Source organism: Pseudoalteromonas sp. RWi3, assembly GCF_054960735.1.
This window is the reverse complement of record NZ_JBHNYL010000002.1, coordinates 35,119-52,780: the sequence shown is the minus strand read 5'-3', so window position 1 is coordinate 52,780 and position 17,662 is coordinate 35,119. Positions and strand designations below refer to the sequence as shown.

Below are 17,662 nucleotides of genomic sequence, written 5' to 3'. Positions count from 1 at the left end.
TTTATTTATTCAGATAACTCTATTAAGGGTTAACTTGGTCTTTAAGACCTTTGCCTGCTTTGAAGCTTGGGATAGTGGCAGCTGAAATCTGAATCTCCGCACCTGTTTGTGGGTTACGGCCTGTACGTGCAGCACGCTCTTTTACAGAGAAAGTACCAAAACCAACTAGTGCAACTGAATTACCTTCTTTTAATGAAGTTGTCACTGCACCAGTGAATGCATCTAGTGCACGTGTAGCTGCTGCTTTAGAGATTTCTGCATCAGTAGCGATTTTTTCAACTAATTGAGCTTTATTCATTTGTTAAATTCCTATTCGTTATTATTTTGCCTTCGCAAAACCTATCTTTATGCATTTTTAAACTGATGGCAACAGCAAATTGCCATTTTTGCGTAAATTATTAAAAAATGTGCAAAATTTATAACTATTGTCGTCAAAAGGCGACAATTAACAACAACTCAAAGCCAAACAATACCTAAAAGTCGTCATAATAAACCTAAACACTATTCAACTTTTTCTATAACAAGGGTTACTTCACCAACCTCGATGCCAAACTTATCAATTGAAGTACGGTTTATCAACCGAGAATCAGTTACCTGATACATCCAATCATCAAAATTAACCTCAATCTGGCTACCATCGACTAAAAGCTCTAACGAATAAGTCCAATGAAATACACTGCCACTACTCGCGCCTTTAGCAATACCCAATACATCACTGGCTGTTCCAGTTAAAGTATTGTCGTCGTTTAGTGTAATAGTCCACACACGTCGCTGAGTTTCACCATCGTCGTAAATAAAGTCTTCCTCGATGACACCAACATTGCCCTCCCAGCTAGCATCCATATCAACAACGAGTTTACGGGTTAACTCCCCTTTAAAGTCTTGTACTACACCGTACGCTTTTAATTTGCCATTAAAAAACTGTTTAAAATTAAACTCTGGGGAGCTACCTTTATAATGATCAACATCAGGAGCCGCACAGCTGGCTAAAAATAAACATAAAATGAGTAAAATAGCAGTATTAAGTAATTTCATTTAGACTTCCCTATTAATTGGTTGCGCATTGCGGGCTCTGATGTATCGGGTGATAGCCAGATAGCCATAAAGTCATCTGCAAAAGTAGCGTCTTCTATTCCACCTAATTTTTTATCATTGTGATAAAAAGTGCCATTGCCTGCATCGTCTGTTCTAAAAGTAAGTGTTTCGCCCTCTTTAATATCAGGCCATAACTGAAGTAATGCATCATCGTATTTATTAATTAAATCTTCTTTACCCAGATGCGCCCACTGCTCATTTGTTGCTTTAACAATGTCTTTCGCAGCAAAGTCGCGTAAATAAGTCAAAGATAGTTCAGAGGGATGTTGCCCAAACTCATAACGCCCTGTGGGTGATGAGAGTTTGGCGTCATAGACATCCCAAAAGTAATACTCAAAACGGCTTTCTCCTACTAACTTAAATTCAGAGCTAGCAGCAGAATTAGCAAATGTTCCGAGTGAAAATAAAGACAAAAATATAAGTAATACACGCATAAAAAATCCTTTATTTGACAGTGGAAAAATACTTCTAATTTTGTGGGGAAACAGTTGAGTTGTTTATCTTCGAGCTAATTAGTTTATTTGTGGCTAAAATACAATTAAACATTACAGCCCATAATAGGCCATAAACAATCCAGAAAAACCAAATTGGCTGGATAACTGTAATTACCTCAAATCTGGCGCCTGCCCAGTAGCTTGCCGGTGCAAATACAGCGCATACAAAAATACTTAAATACCAAGGTAAGCGAGTTAAAAATTGCATTGATGTGTTAATAGTTAATATGAGAGCGCTCCACAGTAGCGCAAACCAAAGTGGGAATGGATAAGCTTTAAAACCCAACAACTCAAATTTAACCATTACAAATTCAAAAACTAAGGCAATAGCAAGCCCGAGTACCAACAAAATCATATCCTGCTTTTTTTGTTGTGATAAAAAAAGCATCAAAATAATTATGCCGAAAATTGGTAATAATGCTTTACTTTCAAGGAGTAAGGCCAAAAACCAAACCCCTTGAAATAAAACAAAATTAATAATCGAGCGCAATGCCATCACCTGAATGGGTAAAACGTGGCTTTCTAGCAACTAAATGTACAGTACTTGTTACTCGCGTTCTGAATGCCCCTTCACAATAAGCAAGATAAAATAACCACAATCTATAAAAGCGCTGATCAAACTTTGCTTTATCAATTTCAGGCCAACTTGCGATAAAACGCGAACGCCAGTCAGCTAACGTTCTTGCGTAATGCACACCGATGTCTTTAACACTGTGAACAACCATATCTGATTGATGTTTTATTTGCTTGTTCATTTCGTCAATGCAAGGTAGGCAACCACCTGGGAAAATATACTGCTGAATAAAATCAGAATTTTTTAAATAATGCTTATAACGTTGATCTGCAATGGTGATTGCTTGAATCAACATAGCACCAGAATCTTTAAGCAAGTCATTACATTTTTTGAAAAAGCTGGGTAAGTATTCATGACCAACAGCTTCGATCATTTCAATCGAAACCAATTTATCAAATTTACCCTCTAGTAATCGGTAATCTTGCTTTAGTAGCGTTATTTTATCTTTTAATCCTAGCTCATTTATTTTCTGCGCCACATAAGCGTGTTGCTCATCCGAAATAGTTGTCGTAGTAACATGACAACCATAATTCGATGCTGCGTGTATTGCAAAAGCGCCCCACCCTGTGCCTATCTCAATGACTTTATCACCTTGCTGTAAATCCACTTGCTGGCAGATTAAATCAAGTTTATGGCTTTGTGCTTGTTCGAGAGAAGCATTTTGTGAAGGATAAACGGCACTTGAATAGAGCATTTCAGTGCTTAGAAAAGAAGAATAAAGATCATTGCCTAAATCGTAATGGGCAACAATGTTTTTCTTAGAACCATCTTCAGAATTTTTATTCCTAATGTGGTTAAATCTAAAAAAGATGTTGCTAAAGAAAGCGAATTTTTTCTCAAAGGCATCTAATTGTGATTGGTTTATAGCAAAAATCTCAATCAGCTTTGTTAGGTCATCACATTCCCAATGACCCAAAATGTAAGACTCACCAGCACCAACACTGCCTGAAAGCGCAAATGACTTATACATTGCCTGATCATTAACAATCACTTTAACCGCTAGTTTTTTTTCATTATCATCGCCAAAATGAATAACTTCGTTGCCATCAATTAAAGATATACGACCAGTTTCGATGCTATTAAATGCACCAAACACCAGTTTTTTATAAATTTTTATAAGCCATCCACTGGGTTGACTGTTTGACAAACTGGATACTTTTTCCATTACATCACCTAACTAGTTTGAAGCAGACTTAACTGCCGCTTCCTGAATGACCGATAAATGGCACTCGTTTACAAAACAACTTAAATGCATGAACATAAATACCTCTAAAAATAGTCCAAGTCATTGCAGGGAACTGTTTAAAAATAGCAGATACGTTTTGTTTAGTTAACGATTGCCGTTTTAGCCTAAGTGTTGCATCAAACAACACGTTATTGTCTTTTTTATTCTCAATGTGGATTAAAACACTGTCATCATTGATACGCGTTGCCCAGTGGTAATCCATATCTAAATTCATAAAAGGTGATACGGAAAAAACTTTTTTAAAGTTCACTTTCTTTTCAAGTTCTACTAAGTAGTAGTGCCGTTCGTTCCACGGCGTATTACTTACTTCAGCAACCATATAGTTTAGCTGCCCATCGGGTTTTTCATACAAAAAGAAATTAACCGGACTAAAATAAATACCTAAACAACGAAGCTGGCCAAGCATATACACATTTGCAAACTCATCGTTTACACCTAATTCATTAATTTTATCTAGTGCACGTTTGACTATTTCTCCATTAAGCTCTTCTGTGCCATCTTTCAAATAGTCAGACTGCTTAAATTTTAATGCTTTAAATCCTGATGTGCCCAGTTGTGGGTGAATACCATTAAGCAATGATGGTTGTGATAAATCAACCCACATCATGTAGAGCGGGTACTTAAACTCATGAGATTTAACAGCAAACCTGCGGTGACGCACATCGCCTGTAAAAACAGCACTATTCAAATTCAACACCTAATTGTCGAGCTACATCGACTGCACTTCTAACCCCATCTTCATGGAAACCGTTATACCAATAAGCCCCACAAAAATAAGTGTTATTTTCACCATCTATACTGTGCTTTTGTTGTTGAGCATCAATTGAGGCTTCATTAAAGACTGGGTGGTGATAAGTGAATTCACGTAAAATTTTACTTTTATCAATACCTTGCTTGTGGTTCAAAGTTACACAAAATTGCGTGTCGCTTTGGATACCCTGAAGAATATTCATTTGGTAAGTAACCACAGCGGCTTTATCTGTGCTGTCGTTCAATAAATAATTCCAGCTCGCCCACGCCGCTTTTCGCTTAGGTAAGATTGATGTGTCAGTGTGTAAAATCACTGAATTTTCAGAATAAGGAATAGCGCCAAGCACCCTCTTCTCATCGATACTAGGGGATGATAATAACCCTAAAGCCTGATCAGAATGGCATGCAAAGACGACCTTATCAAACTGCTGTTGCTCACCATTTTTTAAATGGATAATAATTTTATCATCGAGGCGCTCAACTTCAGCGATATCACTATTAAGTTTTATCTTCTGTTCAAAACCATTAATAAGAGGCGCAATATATTCTCTTGAACCGCCTGGGATTACATACCATTGGGGTCTGTTAGTGATATCTAATAAACCGTGGTTAAAGAAGAATTTGACAAAAAATTCAACCCCAACATTACTCATTTCTTTTATGCTGGTAGACCAAATAGCGGCCCCCATAGGGAGTATGTAGTGGTATCGAAAGAAGTCATTAAAACTATGCTCATCTAAAAGCTGTCCCAGCGTTTTTTTCTCGTATACATTTTTACTGTGTAGTGATTTACATAACTTATTAAAACGGACAATATCAGCTAATAATTTGTAAAAGCGAGGACGCAAAATGTTGCGCTTTTGAGCAAATAAGCTTGTGAATGTATGTCCGTTATATTCAAAGCCTGTTTGTTCATTGTGAACACTGAAGCTCATTTGGGTAGGTTTGCGGCTGATGCCAATTCGACTGAGTAACTTTTCAAAGTACGGGTAGGTTCTATCATTAAATACAATGAAGCCCGTATCGATAGCATAATTAGTCCCTTCAATATCAACATCAACAGTTGCAGTATGACCACCAATATAGTCGTTCTTTTCAAATACCGTAACATCGTATTGTTTGTGTAGTAGATGAGCACAGCTTAAGCCTGAAATACCAGAGCCAATAATTGCAATTTTTTTCAACGAGATAATCCTTTTGCTAATTTAAGCCATAATGGTAATGGCAAAATGCGCATGCATTTTAAAATAAGTGTAAATCGGTAGGGAAAGTGAACCTCTTTGCGACGCTTTTTAACACCAGATATAATGTAATCAGCTGCTTTTTCTGCAGAAACAGCCATCGGCATAGGGAAATCGTTTTTGTCTGTAAGTGGCGTTTTAACAAATCCAGGATGGACCAAAGTGACATCGACATCATTCAAATCGACAGCTAAACTTTTAGCTAAATAACTTACACCCGCTTTAGAAGCGCCATAGGCCTCTGAACGAGGCAAAGGTAAATAAGTCACACTTGAACTGACAAGCACAAGTTGACCACCCGATTTTATTTTTGGCAGTAACGCTTCTAAACAATACCCGACAGACAAAAGGTTTGTGTTTATGACACGAGTAAATAAACTGCTATCAAAATTACGCGCATCATTTATATACTCGCAATTACCCGCGTTTAAAATTACACGGTCAAATTGGGTATAAGCTATTGTCGCACTCTTAATGTCTTGTAAATCAGTCGCATCAAATTTGCATGGCTCGATATTTTGATGTGTCGCAAGCTCTGCCAGCTTATCGGTATTACGACCACACGCAATAACAGTATCGCCTTGCGCTGCATACTGCTTAGCTAACTCCTCACCAATCCCAGATGTGGCGCCTGTAATTAACGTTATCATGACTGCGTTGCCCTTTTGTCTATAAGTTTAATAACAGCACCAACCAAAGGAATGTTACGATACAAAAGTGCTCCTACGTCAAAGTAATCCTGATGCTTAACTATTTTATCGCCATCAAACACAAGGTGACTGTGTCCATTGACGCTAATCTCTTTGCCATTTGCTAGCTTTGGATGTCTGTATTTCATTATCCAATAGACAAACGCATCATCCCCAGAGCAGTGGTGGCTCGTAATGTCAAAACCACACTCTAGAACATTACTATATAAATCTGAGAAGTAATTGTGTAAATCATCAAGACCAGTAACCTCATGAAGAGGATCTGAAAAGTGAATGTTAGGCGCATATATATCACTTAATAGGTGAAGATTATGCTTATTCAGCTGTTGATATATATTAACGAATGATTCAACTCTTTGCGTACTCATTTTATTCCTTCGTTATACCTTAAACGCGGCTAGTGCTCTTTCTCTTGCAGCTTTATGATCCACTATCGCCGGCCAGTAATCGGCTTCTCGACCAATACTCGCTAAATATTTATGCGGAAAATGAACGTGCTTATCAGGAACATTTTCAAACTCTGGTATATACTTACGGATAAATTCGCCTTTCGGATCAAATCGCTCACTTTGCGTTATCGGGTTAAAAATTCTGAAATAAGGCTGAGCATCACATCCTGTACTCGCAGCCCATTGCCAGCCGCCATTGTTAGATGCTAAATCACCATCGATAAGGTGCTTCATAAAGTAACGCTCACCTTTGCGCCAATCAATCAATAGGTGTTTTGTTAGGAAGCTTGCCACAACCATTCGCAAGCGGTTATGCATCCAACCCGTCTCGTTCAGTTGGCGCATCGCCGCGTCCACTAATGGATAGCCTGTTTTACCTTCACACCAAGACTGAAATTCGGCCTCACTCGTACGCCACTTAACCGCGTCGTACTTTTCGTTAAAGTTTTTATATTTATTTAACGACGGGAAAGCGACTAATAAGTGGCGATAAAACTCGCGCCAAACTAATTCATTAACCCATGTAAATAAATTACTTTTTGCACTGGATAGCACATCAACATGACGTTGTTGCACAAGGGCAATAAGCTGATGGGTGCTGACAATACCCAGTGCTAGGTATGGACTCAAACCGGATGTGCCTTTTATTGCAGGAAAATCACGTGTTTCTTTATAGTTCGTAAGTTTCTCATCAATAAAACGATGGATAACCTGACTTAAGGCCTCATCATCAACTGGCCACTTATGTGAACTACCGTCACCTTTAAGCAAATCGTTATCTTGGAATTGAACCGCAGAAAACGTGTTAGGCATTTCTTTAAAATAAAAATGGGTGTCATGATGCTGTTTTAACCATTCGTTTTTGAATGGTGTGAACACCTTATACATCTCACCATTTTTTGTGGTAACAGAACCAGGAGGGGCTATCAAATCACCATCATACATATGAACAGACACATCTAGCTTATCCGCTTCACAAATAAACTGTGTGTCACGATTGTGCTCATTTATTTCGTATTCTGCATTAGCGTAAATGTGCTTTACGTTATTTGATGATAAAAAATCTGACAGATCCTTTATGCAAGACGTGTAATTAGTACTTTCGATGACATGAAGTGTAATACCATGTTCGCTTAATAACTTACCTAAAAATGTTACACGCCTTTTTAGTAAATCAATTTGTATTGGCGCAACCTTATGCTGCTCCCATTGACCTGGGGTAACGAAAAAAAGGGCATTTTTACAGCCTGCTTCGATTGCATCGTATAGTGCAAAATTATTAAAAAGGCGCAAATCGCGCCTAAACCAAAAAATTGTGTCCATTAAATTCCGAAACGTAATTTTAGATCATTAGGATAGGGGTTAAAATAAACTTGCTGTTCTAAATACTCATTAGGGTGAACTTTTAGGTGATGTTTAACCAAGGTTAAGGGTACATAAAGTGGGACAATGCCTTCTCTGTATTCATCAATGGCATCACGTAATTCTTTCTTTTCTACCTTTGAAAGCACTTTTTTAAAATAGCCCTGTAAATGCATCAAGGTATTGCTGTTATTTTTGCGTGATGCGGGCTTCTTAAGCGCAGTCATCAAACCTAAAATGTATTTATCTGCAAGTGCTTCATAATCATCACCGTCGTATGTCCCTAGTAGATTGCCTAGGTCTTTATAAGCCTGATAATTATGCGCCATTAATAAATATTTGTATTTTGCATGAAACTGCGTCAAACGGTGCACAGTAATTGGCTGCTCTGTAAGTAGCTGCCAATTTTTAAACGTATAAATGCGCATAACAAAATTTTCGCGCAAATGCATATCATTTAAACGGCCATTTTCTTCGCATGGTAATAATGGGTTGTGCGCCATAATTTGTTCTGCAAAAAAACCAACCCCCTCAGAAGTGTTACCTGTACCCGCTTCGTTATAAATTTTAATACGCTCCATTCCACAACTTGGGCTTTTAGCGCAAAAAATGAAACCGCTTAAAGTAGACGCCTGCTCCATAGCGATTTTTTTTCCATACTCAGTAAGCTTTGGGCCTACATCACCTGTACCATCAGGTCTGCAAACTTTAATGGTGTCGCCCACTCTGACTTGTCTGATAGTAGGCCTAGGTATCGGTAAACCTACTGCGACCTCTGGGCAAAAACGTTGATATTCTACGTACTTCCCAAGTTCGTCCATGCAAAAGTTAGATCTTTTATGACCTGTGTCAAAACGTACTTTTTCACCCGCTAGGCATGCACTAATGCCTAGCTTTATAACCTGTTCTTGCATACCTATCCTAGTATATAAAATTGCCTATTGGATTGAGTAACTTACTTAATCCTTTATTAAAGTGTAGAGCACTACTGACAACAGTAAAGCACAAACATCCTTCTTTCGTAATTGGCGTATGGTTGTGACGACCATCGAGCATCATAAAATCACCTGGTACATACTTTCCAGTTTCATCGCTAAATTCACCATCAAGCAACAGTGTTAACTCAAAACCTGTGTGTGTGTGTTCAGGTATCTCTCCGTCTGCCGCAATATGTAGCAAGCTTGAACGTAATGGGCCATCATCTATAGCAACACGAGAACGAGATAACTTACCCATTTGCATAAACTTGCTATGTGGAATACGCGATAAGCTACGAGGTAATTGATAATCTTGCTCGTTTATACTAATCAATTGAGGTTCAACCTCGTACATGTCATCAACTGACTCGTCCATTGTAATGGCATCAAGCAAGTCTGAGATCCCTTCAAGCTCATCTTCAACTAAAAAGTCATTGATAGACTCCTCAGCAAAAACTTGTTCAGCATTTTTAGCCTCAATTGCAGCAACTTTGCTTTTACAACACGGACACATGTCAACGTGTATGGCAACTGCTACGCTGAGACTTGCGGGCAAATCTGCTGAAACAAATTGAGATAAAATTTCATCTGTTGGATGGTGTTTAATCATGACTTTCTCCCATCTCGTTGCGAAGTTTTTGTAGCGCTAAACGAAGTCTGGATTTTACTGTACCAACTGGTATGCCTAATTGATCTGCCAGTTGCTCTTGCGACATATCTTGAAAATACACGCCACGGACAACATCTCGTTGAGCTTGGGGTAGTTTTTCGAGGTAGTTTTTAATTTGTTTATCTTCTAAGTGGTCACTGAACTCATAGTTTTCAGTCTCGCTTTGTTCAATCAATGGCCAAATATCTTCACTTATGCAATCTTCCTTTGTGCTTTTCATTTTTCTAAGCATATCAAATGATGCATTTCGCATGACTGTGTAAACCCAAGTCGTAGCAGCGCCTTTGTCATTGTTATATAAGTGCGCTTTTCGCCAAACTGAGGTTAACGTTTCTTGCACAAGCTCCATTGCTTGAGCCTCAGAATTAAACTGTTTTATGCCAAAGCGCTTTATCTTTGGAGAGAAGTAAGAAAACAAATAAGCAAATGCTTTTTTGTCTCTGCTTGATGCAACTGCAAATAATGAATCTGCAAGTTCTTTGCTCGGTGTATCCGCCATGGCAGTGAAGTTACCTGTTTTAGGTTTACAACGCGTAGAAGGTTGTTGACTTACCATTGTTAGTTCCCCTTAATATTCACTTCTATCCAATACGTAGAGATAAATAATAAGATCACATTTTTAGGTAAATTCGTTATTAATTACAGTATGGAGGAAATTTTGAATATTCGCAAAGCCTGAATTGAACGCAAGCTGTTGTTTTTTATTATGAGATATTGGAATTAGTTCAAGCCAACGAGCTATAACCCATGGAAGTTCATCAAAGCACGTGGACTTATAAAGTGAAGCGAGTTCATGGTTTTCTGTAAACAATTTTTCAAGTGATTCTCTAAGGATTTGATCGTCAGAATTCAATGGTCGAGTATCACTAAGCCAGCCTGGCCCCTGTAATGGTGCAGTTTCGCCATAGCGCAATTTATTTTTACTGAAAGTAACATTACTAATTGTAACAACTGACTGAGCGCGGATATCAATCAGCAAATTGCCTTTATCGTCCTGATCAAAATCGACTATTTTTACAAGGCAGCCTGTTTCAGGAACATTACTGAATGTATGCGAATCATAATCACAAAGAACAAATTGGGCATCATTTTTTAGCGCCTCTTTAACCATATCCAAATAGCGCGCTTCAAATATCCTAAGTCGCGTATACCCACCAGGTAAAATAAACACAGGTAATGGGAAGATTGCACGTATCATATTGCCCTACTACATTAATTCAACTATGCATTACTTTACGTGCATTGCAGTGTATAAGATCAACATCAAAAATTGTTTTAATCTATCAGCCTACATTTAACCATTGAACGATATTTCTTAACAGTTCAAATGAAGCATAAGCACTTAACAAGCTAAGAACAGGTGCTAACATTAAAACAAATAATCCTAGTTCACTGCTCATCTTATTAACCCTCTACTTTTGCTGTTTCAACTGAAACAACTTGCTCTTTAGTATTGGTTTTAGCCACATTCGTTACATTATCTGCCTGCTCTGAGATCAGGTTATTTAACATATTTTGTGAATCAACAAATAATGATTGCTTTAAGTTATTTTGCAATTCATTACTGGTTTTTTCTATATATGAAGCAATATTATTTGATAGTGTCTGTGTAAGGTCTAATTGACCATCATTTGCACTTACTTGTGTAGAGCCAACAACCAATAGTGCCGCAACAGATAGTTTCATTAAGCTTTTCATAATGGTATTCCTTATTGAGTTATTAAGTTAGTCGCTATTACTTAATCAAAGGTTGTGCCAACTGAAAAATAAAAATTAACTTATTGATATATAAAGATATAAATAAATACACTTTCAGTGAAGATTCAGGGTATGGTTTTTTTAACCATCACAGTTAGTTAAATTAACCAAAATTTTGTCTCTTATTTTATATTGAAAATTTCAGCGTACACTTGTACACTGAAACTATATTTTCCCCTCAAAGAGTGTGATATGAGTGTTATCCCTTCTTATTCAAAAAAAGAAGAGCAATTAAATGTAGTTACGCACGGTGCTGGTGTTATTTTTTCGATTTATGTGCTTTGGCAGCTGCTAGTAAAGTCTGAAAACGTGACCCAAGGTGTGAGCGCAGTAGTTTATGGTGCGAGCCTTTTTTTATTATTTTTAGCATCAACCCTCTACCACAGTAGTTCCACTGAGCGAGCGCGGGCTGTTTATAAAAAGTGTGACCATTGTGCTATTTATATTTTAATTGCGGGCACTTATACACCATTTTTAGTGCTTTCTTTGTCTGGTTTAGTCTCGGTTTTAACTTTGGTATTTATTTGGTCTTTAGCTTTAGGTGGGGTTTGCTATAAATTATTTGTAAAAAATCAAAATAAAAGAGTGTCACTAACCACTTACTTATTAATGGGATGGTTCGCTATCGCTATTGTATACCCACTCTATTTAAAAGTGGATATCAATGCACTGTGGTGGTTACTCAGTGGTGGGCTATTTTATAGTTTAGGCACCATTTTTTACAGTGCCAAACACCGCCAATTCAGCCACGCAATTTGGCATGTATTTGTGATGTTAGGATGTGTTTGCCATTATATTGCAATCAGCCAATACGTTTATTAACAACTTAATTTATTGCCACTGATATATCCGCATATTGACTTTGCCATTTTTAAACACAACCCCTTCAGCGAGCAATAACTGATATTGTTTTATGTATTGCGCTGTACCTTCTGCAAAAGAGATTTTCCCTTGGCTATTTATAACGCGGTGCCAAGGGATAGTTGAATCTTTGGGCATTAGTTTTAATAGCCGCCCGACCAAACGAGCATTATTAATAAGTCCAGCCATCGCTGCAACCTGCCCATAACTTGCAACACAACCTGGTGGAATGTTTGCGATTACAGTAAAAATTTTTTCTTCTTTGGTTGCCTGATTATCTTTCATTTTTAAACTGTTCACTTGCTTGTTTAAAACCTTGCCATATTGCTCGAGCAACAGGGCCATGATGCGTTGCATGCTGCCTAAAAACGCGAATTTGTGCGCTGAACATGTGCTCTCTGTCTAGCACTTCAACCTGTTGTAATAAACCTGCGTCTAGCTCTGCTTGGCAGTGACCTATACTGATCATTGCCCAACCGGCCCCTGTGACTAAAAAAGATTTTAAAGTAGCAATGTCGTCAATTTTCATAATTGCTGAGCCTTTCGAATAAGAAAGTCGCTCAGAGTCAAAGCTCATTTCACTTTCAAACATTGCAAGGCAAGGATAGTGCTGAAGTTGCTCGTAGTTAATTTGTTTTGGTACTAAGTTATTTGCACACACAATGCCAATATCTAACTTTCCGATGGGTAGACTTTCTAAATCACCAGTTGCATGAAAAAGGTCAAACCAAGGCCCTATTCCTAAATCAGCTAGACCTTTATTCACTTGCTCTAAAGACGCAAATCGCTTACCGCTGCTTACGCTAAACTCAGTACTTTGAAACTCAGTAAATGCTTCACAGATAATATCGTTATATAACGGCGCATGACATAGCTGTTCGTAACAGATTTTAAAATTTGACTCATTTCCTAATGCAAGCTCATTCGCTAACTGACTTAAATGCGATTGAGCAATCAATAATTGAACCGCTTCCCGGTGAAACAGCTTTCCTTTTTCAGTGAGAGTTAATCTGTATTGTGTACGATCGAGCAACTCAAAACCGAGCTCTTGCTCTAGTTTTTTTACAGCAAGCGTTAGCGCGGGCTGCGTTTTGTGCAATTTATTTGCAGCTTTAGATAAGCTTTGCGTTGAAACAATCGCATCTAACATTTTTAGCTGAACAAGGTTCATTTTGCATCCTTGTTAATAACCATAATTTTTATTTATGATCTTTTTAAAATTTAATAATTTTTATTTTATATGTTTGCGGCGTATGCTGCATCTAATTTATGTTTTCATAGCCACGGAGAAGACCATGAAACTGTTGTCAGTTTTGATTTTATCATCACTCATGCTTAGTTTAGTTGCGTGTAAAGAAGCAGCCAAGAATACGACAATAGAGCAGCCTGTTCGCCCAGTGAAATTATTTGCCATTGGCGTTAATTCGGATGAAACAATACGTAGCTTCCCCGCTGAAGTTGTTGCTAATCAGGGTTCTTATTTGGCCTTTCGGGTAAATGGCGAATTACTTGAATTTCCCGCCTTAGCAGGTCAACATGTAGAAAAAGGGCAACTGCTCGCAAAACTTGATCCAGAGGACTTTAAACTCCAGTATGATGAACGTAAGGCTCGTTTTGAACTAGCTCAGTCACAGCTACAGCGGGTAAAAAAGTTATTTGATAAATCCATCACCAGTCAATCAGAACTTGATCAGGCACTAGCAAATAAACAAGTTGCTGAATCAGCATTAAAAATAGCTAAAACTAATCTCGATAACAGTGAATTACGTGCACCATTTAGTGGTACCGTTGCAAAAGTATTTGTTAAAAATTACGAGAATATTCAAGCTAAACAAAACATCTTGCGCTTAGAAACACGCGATTTAATGGATGTTGTTATTCAAGTACCAGAGAAGCTTATCGCTCGTATCGATAAAGACGCGAACTACCAACCAACCGTTGTATTTGATGGCTACCCTGATAAATCATACACCCTCACAATCAAAGAGTTTGATACACAAGCTGACCCTGCCACATTGACATATAAAGTGGTGTTTTCATTGCCAGTGCCAAAAGATTTTAACCTGCTTGCAGGAATGACTGGCCGAGTTGATATCGATTTAAGTAAAATTACACATTCACAATCGAGTTATATTTTATTACCTGTAGAGGCTGTTTTTTCTGAGCCAACAGAACAAGCTAATAGCAGCTATGTTTGGGTGTATGATCAACAAACAGGCAAAGTTAATAAGCACGCTGTTAAAGTGGGCCAATTGCATAAGAGTGGTATAGAGGTACTTTCTGGGCTTGAACAAGGTCAAACCGTGGTAGCTGCTGGTGTGCATTATTTAAAAGAAGGCATGCAAGTTCGCCCATGGCAAAAAGAGCGAGGCCTATAAAATGAGCTTTGCAGAGGTTGCTATCAAGCACAAAGTGGTTAGTTGGATGTTTGCACTGCTTTTATTGATCGGTGGTGCAGTATCTTACTTAGGCCTTGGTCAGTTAGAAGACCCTGAGTTTACACTAAAAAAAGCCATGGTGATTACACTCTATCCGGGGGCATCACCGCAGCAAGTTGAAGAAGAAGTCACTTTTCCCATTGAAAACGCTATTCAACAATTACCCTACGTTGACTACGTAACAAGTATTTCATCACCGGGTAAATCGCAAATTTCCGTTGAAATGAAAAGCACTTATCGCAAACAAGATTTACGCCAAATTTGGGATGAACTGCGCCGCAAAATTAGTGACAATGCATCCTCTTTGCCAAGCGGTGTATACCCAAGCACCGTACTGGACGATTTTGGTGATGTATATGGTGTAATGTACGCAGTCACGGGTGATGGTTACTCTTATGATGAACTCAAAGATTACGTTGATTACCTAAAGCGCGAACTAGTACTCGTTGAAGGCGTAAGTAAAGTGACCGTTAGCGGTGAACAGCAAGCTCAAGTAATGGTAGAAATATCAACACGAAAACTTGCTCAACTGGGTATTGCTCCCAATCGAATTTACCAATTATTACAGTCACAAAATACTGTATCAAACGCAGGTAAAGTGCGCGTTGGTGATGAGTCTATTAGATTGCACCCCACCGGCGAATTTAATGATGTGACAGAGCTTGAAAATTTACTTATTTCAAAACCTGGCGCAAGTGAACTTATTTATTTAGGCGATGTAGCAACGGTATATCGCGAATACGCCGAAGTACCCAATAATGTAATGCGTTTTAATCAGCAACAAGCCTTATTAGTCGGTGTGTCGTTTAGTACCGGCGTTAATGTGGTGGATGTTGGCGATAACATTCAAGCTCATTTAGCATCGCTAGAATACCAACGCCCACATGGCATGGAGATTAATACTGTATATAACCAACCCGTTGAAGTAGAAAAGTCTGTAAGCGGATTTATTATCAGCTTAGTTGAAGCCGTTGCCATCGTTATTATTGTTTTGCTGGTGTTTATGGGGCTTAAAAGTGGCGTTTTGATTGGCGTAATATTATTGCTTACCGTGTTGGGTACATTCATTTTTATGAAGCTGTTCGCTATTGATTTACAGCGCATTTCACTTGGCGCCTTGATCATCGCATTGGGTATGCTGGTCGATAACGCCATCGTTGTCACCGAAGGTATATTAATCAACTTAAAGCGCGGGCAAACCAAAGTTAAAGCCGCGGCTAATATTGTGCAGCAAACAAAATGGCCTTTACTCGGCGCAACTGTCATTGCAATCACTGCTTTTGCACCTATTGGTTTAAGCTCTGACGCCAGTGGTGAATTTGCTGGCAGCTTATTCTGGGTGTTACTTATTTCATTACTTTTAAGTTGGATAACAGCTATAACGCTAACGCCATTTTTTGCTGATTTAATGTTTAAACAGTCTGAGTTTAAAAACCAAAATACCGAAGAAGACCCTTACCAAGGCTTTATCTTTAATATTTATAAAAGCCTATTAGGCAATGCAATGCGCTTTCGTAAAACGACCTTGCTATTAATGGTGGTATTACTGGTAGGCTCGGTATTTGGCTTTAAATTCATTAAACAAGCATTCTTTCCTGCATCAAACACCCCCATGTTCTACGTAGATTATTGGCACACACAAGGCGCTGATATTCATGCGACAATGGATGGAGTAGCAAAACTTGAAGCCTTTTTACAAAAAGATGAACTGGTAGAAGAAGTTACCTCAACCATAGGCCAAGGCGCGCCACGTTTTATGTTGACCTATGCACCTGAAAAATCATACCCAGCTTATGGACAATTAATTATTCGGGTAAAAGACCGAGAAGCCGTCTCCACTATGATTGCCAAAGTTCGTGACTATGAGTATAGCCATGTGTTTGATGCCAAACTTAAAATCAAGCGGATGGAAATTGGCCCATCGACCGACGCAAAAATAGAAGCACGCTTCTCTGGTGCAGACCCCGTCGTGCTTCGAAAACTTGCAAAAAAAGCGAAAGAAGTCTTAAGCCAAGATGCTGGCGCGTTTAATATTCGTGATGATTGGCGAGAGCGTTCAAAACTAATTCGTCCTCAGCTAAACGAGCAAAAAGCACGCCGCTTAGGTATTGCTAAAACAGACTTAGATCAGTTATTACTAACTAGTTTGTCAGGCAAGAAAGTTGGCGTTTATAAAGACGGTACCCAGCAATTACCGATCATTGCCCGCTCCCCTGCAGAAGAACGTTTGAATGTAGAAAGCCTACGCGACTTACAAATATATAGCCCGGTACTTGGCGTGTTTGTGCCCGTTACCCAAGTGGTTGATGACTTTGTTGTTGAATGGGAAGACAGCCTAATAATGCGCCGCGACCGCAAGCGCACCATCACCGTTATGGCCGACCACGACGTCATTGGTGATGAAACGCCTGCTAAACTGTTTGCTCGCGTAAGAGGTGGTATTGAAGCTATAAAACTCCCTCACGGCTATGAGCTGCAATGGGGCGGCGAATATGAGTCAGCAACAAAGGCACAAAAAGCCATATTTGGTTCACTGCCTCTTGGCTACCTCGCCATGTTTGCAGTAACTGTGTTGTTATTTAACTCAGTTAAAAAGCCACTCGTTATTTGGGCCACTGTGCCATTGGCCATCATTGGTGTTAGCGCGGGTTTATTATTGATGAATGCAGCATTTAGTTTTATGGCCTTGCTTGGCTTACTGAGCTTAAGCGGCATGCTGATCAAAAATGGCATTGTGTTAGTCGATCAAATAAACCTCGAACTCAGCGAAGGGAAAGCCCCCTACCAAGCTGTATTTGATTCCGGTGTAAGCCGTGTCCGTCCTGTGGCTATGGCTGCTATCACTACTATTTTAGGCATGATCCCACTGTTATTTGATGTGTTCTTCCAGTCAATGGCGGTCACCATCATGTTTGGTTTAGGCTTTGCCACCATACTCACGTTAATCGTGGTGCCAGTGCTTTATACCGTACTATTTAGAATTAAAGTACCGAAGAAAAACTAACAAAAAAAAGGCCAAGTAATTCACATTACTTGG

The 17,662-nt window shown here is 38.7% G+C and carries 20 protein-coding genes; 3 read left to right on the top strand and 17 right to left on the bottom strand.

All coding sequences use genetic code 11. From position 1 onward, the window contains the following. Positions 1-22: 22 nt before the first annotated feature. From ACFI4Z_RS03860 to ACFI4Z_RS03790, 15 genes are all read right to left on the bottom strand, one after another. Positions 23-298 carry an HU family DNA-binding protein gene (locus tag ACFI4Z_RS03860; protein WP_058559313.1) on the bottom strand — a complete coding sequence of 92 codons (276 nt, stop codon included), beginning with the start codon at positions 296-298 and terminating at the stop codon, positions 23-25. Between the two features lie 203 nt (positions 299-501). Next, positions 502-1,035 carry a DUF3833 domain-containing protein gene (locus ACFI4Z_RS03855; protein WP_462669402.1) on the bottom strand — a complete coding sequence of 178 codons (534 nt, stop codon included), beginning with the start codon at positions 1,033-1,035 and terminating at the stop codon, positions 502-504. After that, positions 1,032-1,529 carry a chalcone isomerase family protein gene (locus ACFI4Z_RS03850; protein ID WP_462669401.1) on the bottom strand — a complete coding sequence of 166 codons (498 nt, stop codon included), beginning with the start codon at positions 1,527-1,529 and terminating at the stop codon, positions 1,032-1,034. Before ACFI4Z_RS03850 ends, ACFI4Z_RS03855 begins: the two co-directional genes overlap by 4 nt. A gap of 34 nt (positions 1,530-1,563) precedes the next feature. Next, positions 1,564-2,085: a DUF2878 domain-containing protein gene (locus ACFI4Z_RS03845; RefSeq protein ID WP_462669400.1), complete on the bottom strand. Its 522-nt coding sequence runs from the start codon at positions 2,083-2,085 to the stop codon at positions 1,564-1,566. Further along, a complete protein-coding gene (locus ACFI4Z_RS03840) occupies positions 2,063-3,328 on the bottom strand; it encodes a class I SAM-dependent methyltransferase (protein WP_462669399.1) in 1,266 nt (421 codons plus the stop codon). Before ACFI4Z_RS03840 ends, ACFI4Z_RS03845 begins: the two co-directional genes overlap by 23 nt. A 28-nt stretch (positions 3,329-3,356) precedes the next feature. Continuing rightward, positions 3,357-4,097, bottom strand: coding sequence for a DUF1365 domain-containing protein (locus tag ACFI4Z_RS03835; protein WP_462669398.1), 741 nt, complete (start codon positions 4,095-4,097; stop codon positions 3,357-3,359). Further along, positions 4,090-5,343, bottom strand: a complete 1,254-nt coding sequence (locus ACFI4Z_RS03830) for an NAD(P)/FAD-dependent oxidoreductase (RefSeq protein ID WP_462669397.1) — start codon at positions 5,341-5,343, stop codon at positions 4,090-4,092. Before ACFI4Z_RS03830 ends, ACFI4Z_RS03835 begins: the two co-directional genes overlap by 8 nt. Continuing rightward, a complete protein-coding gene (locus ACFI4Z_RS03825) occupies positions 5,340-6,050 on the bottom strand; it encodes an SDR family NAD(P)-dependent oxidoreductase (protein ID WP_099293464.1) in 711 nt (236 codons plus the stop codon). The genes ACFI4Z_RS03830 and ACFI4Z_RS03825 overlap by 4 nt, the downstream gene beginning before the upstream one ends. Next, complete coding sequence (locus ACFI4Z_RS03820) at positions 6,047-6,478, bottom strand: nuclear transport factor 2 family protein (RefSeq protein WP_135473622.1); 432 nt, start codon at positions 6,476-6,478, stop codon at positions 6,047-6,049. The genes ACFI4Z_RS03825 and ACFI4Z_RS03820 overlap by 4 nt, the downstream gene beginning before the upstream one ends. Positions 6,479-6,490: 12 nt before the next feature. Beyond that, positions 6,491-7,882, bottom strand: coding sequence for a deoxyribodipyrimidine photo-lyase (gene phrB / locus ACFI4Z_RS03815; RefSeq protein ID WP_462669396.1), 1,392 nt, complete (start codon positions 7,880-7,882; stop codon positions 6,491-6,493). Then, positions 7,882-8,835: a YbgA family protein gene (locus ACFI4Z_RS03810; protein WP_462669395.1), complete on the bottom strand. Its 954-nt coding sequence runs from the start codon at positions 8,833-8,835 to the stop codon at positions 7,882-7,884. The genes phrB and ACFI4Z_RS03810 overlap by 1 nt, the downstream gene beginning before the upstream one ends. Before the next feature lie 7 nt (positions 8,836-8,842). Next, on the bottom strand, positions 8,843-9,508 hold the full coding sequence (locus ACFI4Z_RS03805) for a ChrR family anti-sigma-E factor (protein WP_099293472.1): 666 nt from the start codon (positions 9,506-9,508) through the stop codon (positions 8,843-8,845). After that, complete coding sequence (locus ACFI4Z_RS03800) at positions 9,501-10,124, bottom strand: sigma-70 family RNA polymerase sigma factor (protein ID WP_099293474.1); 624 nt, start codon at positions 10,122-10,124, stop codon at positions 9,501-9,503. Before ACFI4Z_RS03800 ends, ACFI4Z_RS03805 begins: the two co-directional genes overlap by 8 nt. 63 nt (positions 10,125-10,187) lie before the next feature. Continuing rightward, positions 10,188-10,766: an LON peptidase substrate-binding domain-containing protein gene (locus ACFI4Z_RS03795; protein ID WP_462669394.1), complete on the bottom strand. Its 579-nt coding sequence runs from the start codon at positions 10,764-10,766 to the stop codon at positions 10,188-10,190. Positions 10,767-10,972: 206 nt separating this feature from the next. Continuing rightward, the gene (locus ACFI4Z_RS03790) at positions 10,973-11,266 is read right to left on the bottom strand and encodes a hypothetical protein (protein ID WP_462669393.1); all 294 of its coding nucleotides are present in this window, start codon (positions 11,264-11,266) and stop codon (positions 10,973-10,975) included. A gap of 252 nt (positions 11,267-11,518) precedes the next feature. Here ACFI4Z_RS03790 and trhA point away from each other — a divergent pair, with 252 nt between their 5' ends. Continuing rightward, positions 11,519-12,148 (top strand): PAQR family membrane homeostasis protein TrhA, encoded by a 630-nt coding sequence (gene trhA / locus ACFI4Z_RS03785; RefSeq protein ID WP_462669392.1) that lies wholly within the window; start codon positions 11,519-11,521, stop codon positions 12,146-12,148. Between the two features lie 9 nt (positions 12,149-12,157). Here the strand turns inward: trhA and ACFI4Z_RS03780 are convergent, their stop codons facing one another. Further along, entirely contained in the window at positions 12,158-12,472 is a 315-nt protein-coding gene (locus ACFI4Z_RS03780) for an MGMT family protein (RefSeq protein WP_135473626.1), read from the bottom strand. Further along, the gene (locus ACFI4Z_RS03775) at positions 12,462-13,358 is read right to left on the bottom strand and encodes a LysR family transcriptional regulator (RefSeq protein WP_462669391.1); all 897 of its coding nucleotides are present in this window, start codon (positions 13,356-13,358) and stop codon (positions 12,462-12,464) included. The genes ACFI4Z_RS03780 and ACFI4Z_RS03775 overlap by 11 nt, the downstream gene beginning before the upstream one ends. A gap of 124 nt (positions 13,359-13,482) precedes the next feature. Here ACFI4Z_RS03775 and ACFI4Z_RS03770 point away from each other — a divergent pair, with 124 nt between their 5' ends. Both ACFI4Z_RS03770 and ACFI4Z_RS03765 read left to right on the top strand, forming a co-directional pair. Continuing rightward, positions 13,483-14,565, top strand: a complete 1,083-nt coding sequence (locus ACFI4Z_RS03770) for an efflux RND transporter periplasmic adaptor subunit (protein ID WP_135473628.1) — start codon at positions 13,483-13,485, stop codon at positions 14,563-14,565. A gap of 1 nt (position 14,566) precedes the next feature. After that, positions 14,567-17,629, top strand: coding sequence for an efflux RND transporter permease subunit (locus ACFI4Z_RS03765; protein ID WP_462669390.1), 3,063 nt, complete (start codon positions 14,567-14,569; stop codon positions 17,627-17,629). Positions 17,630-17,662: the final 33 nt, after the last annotated feature.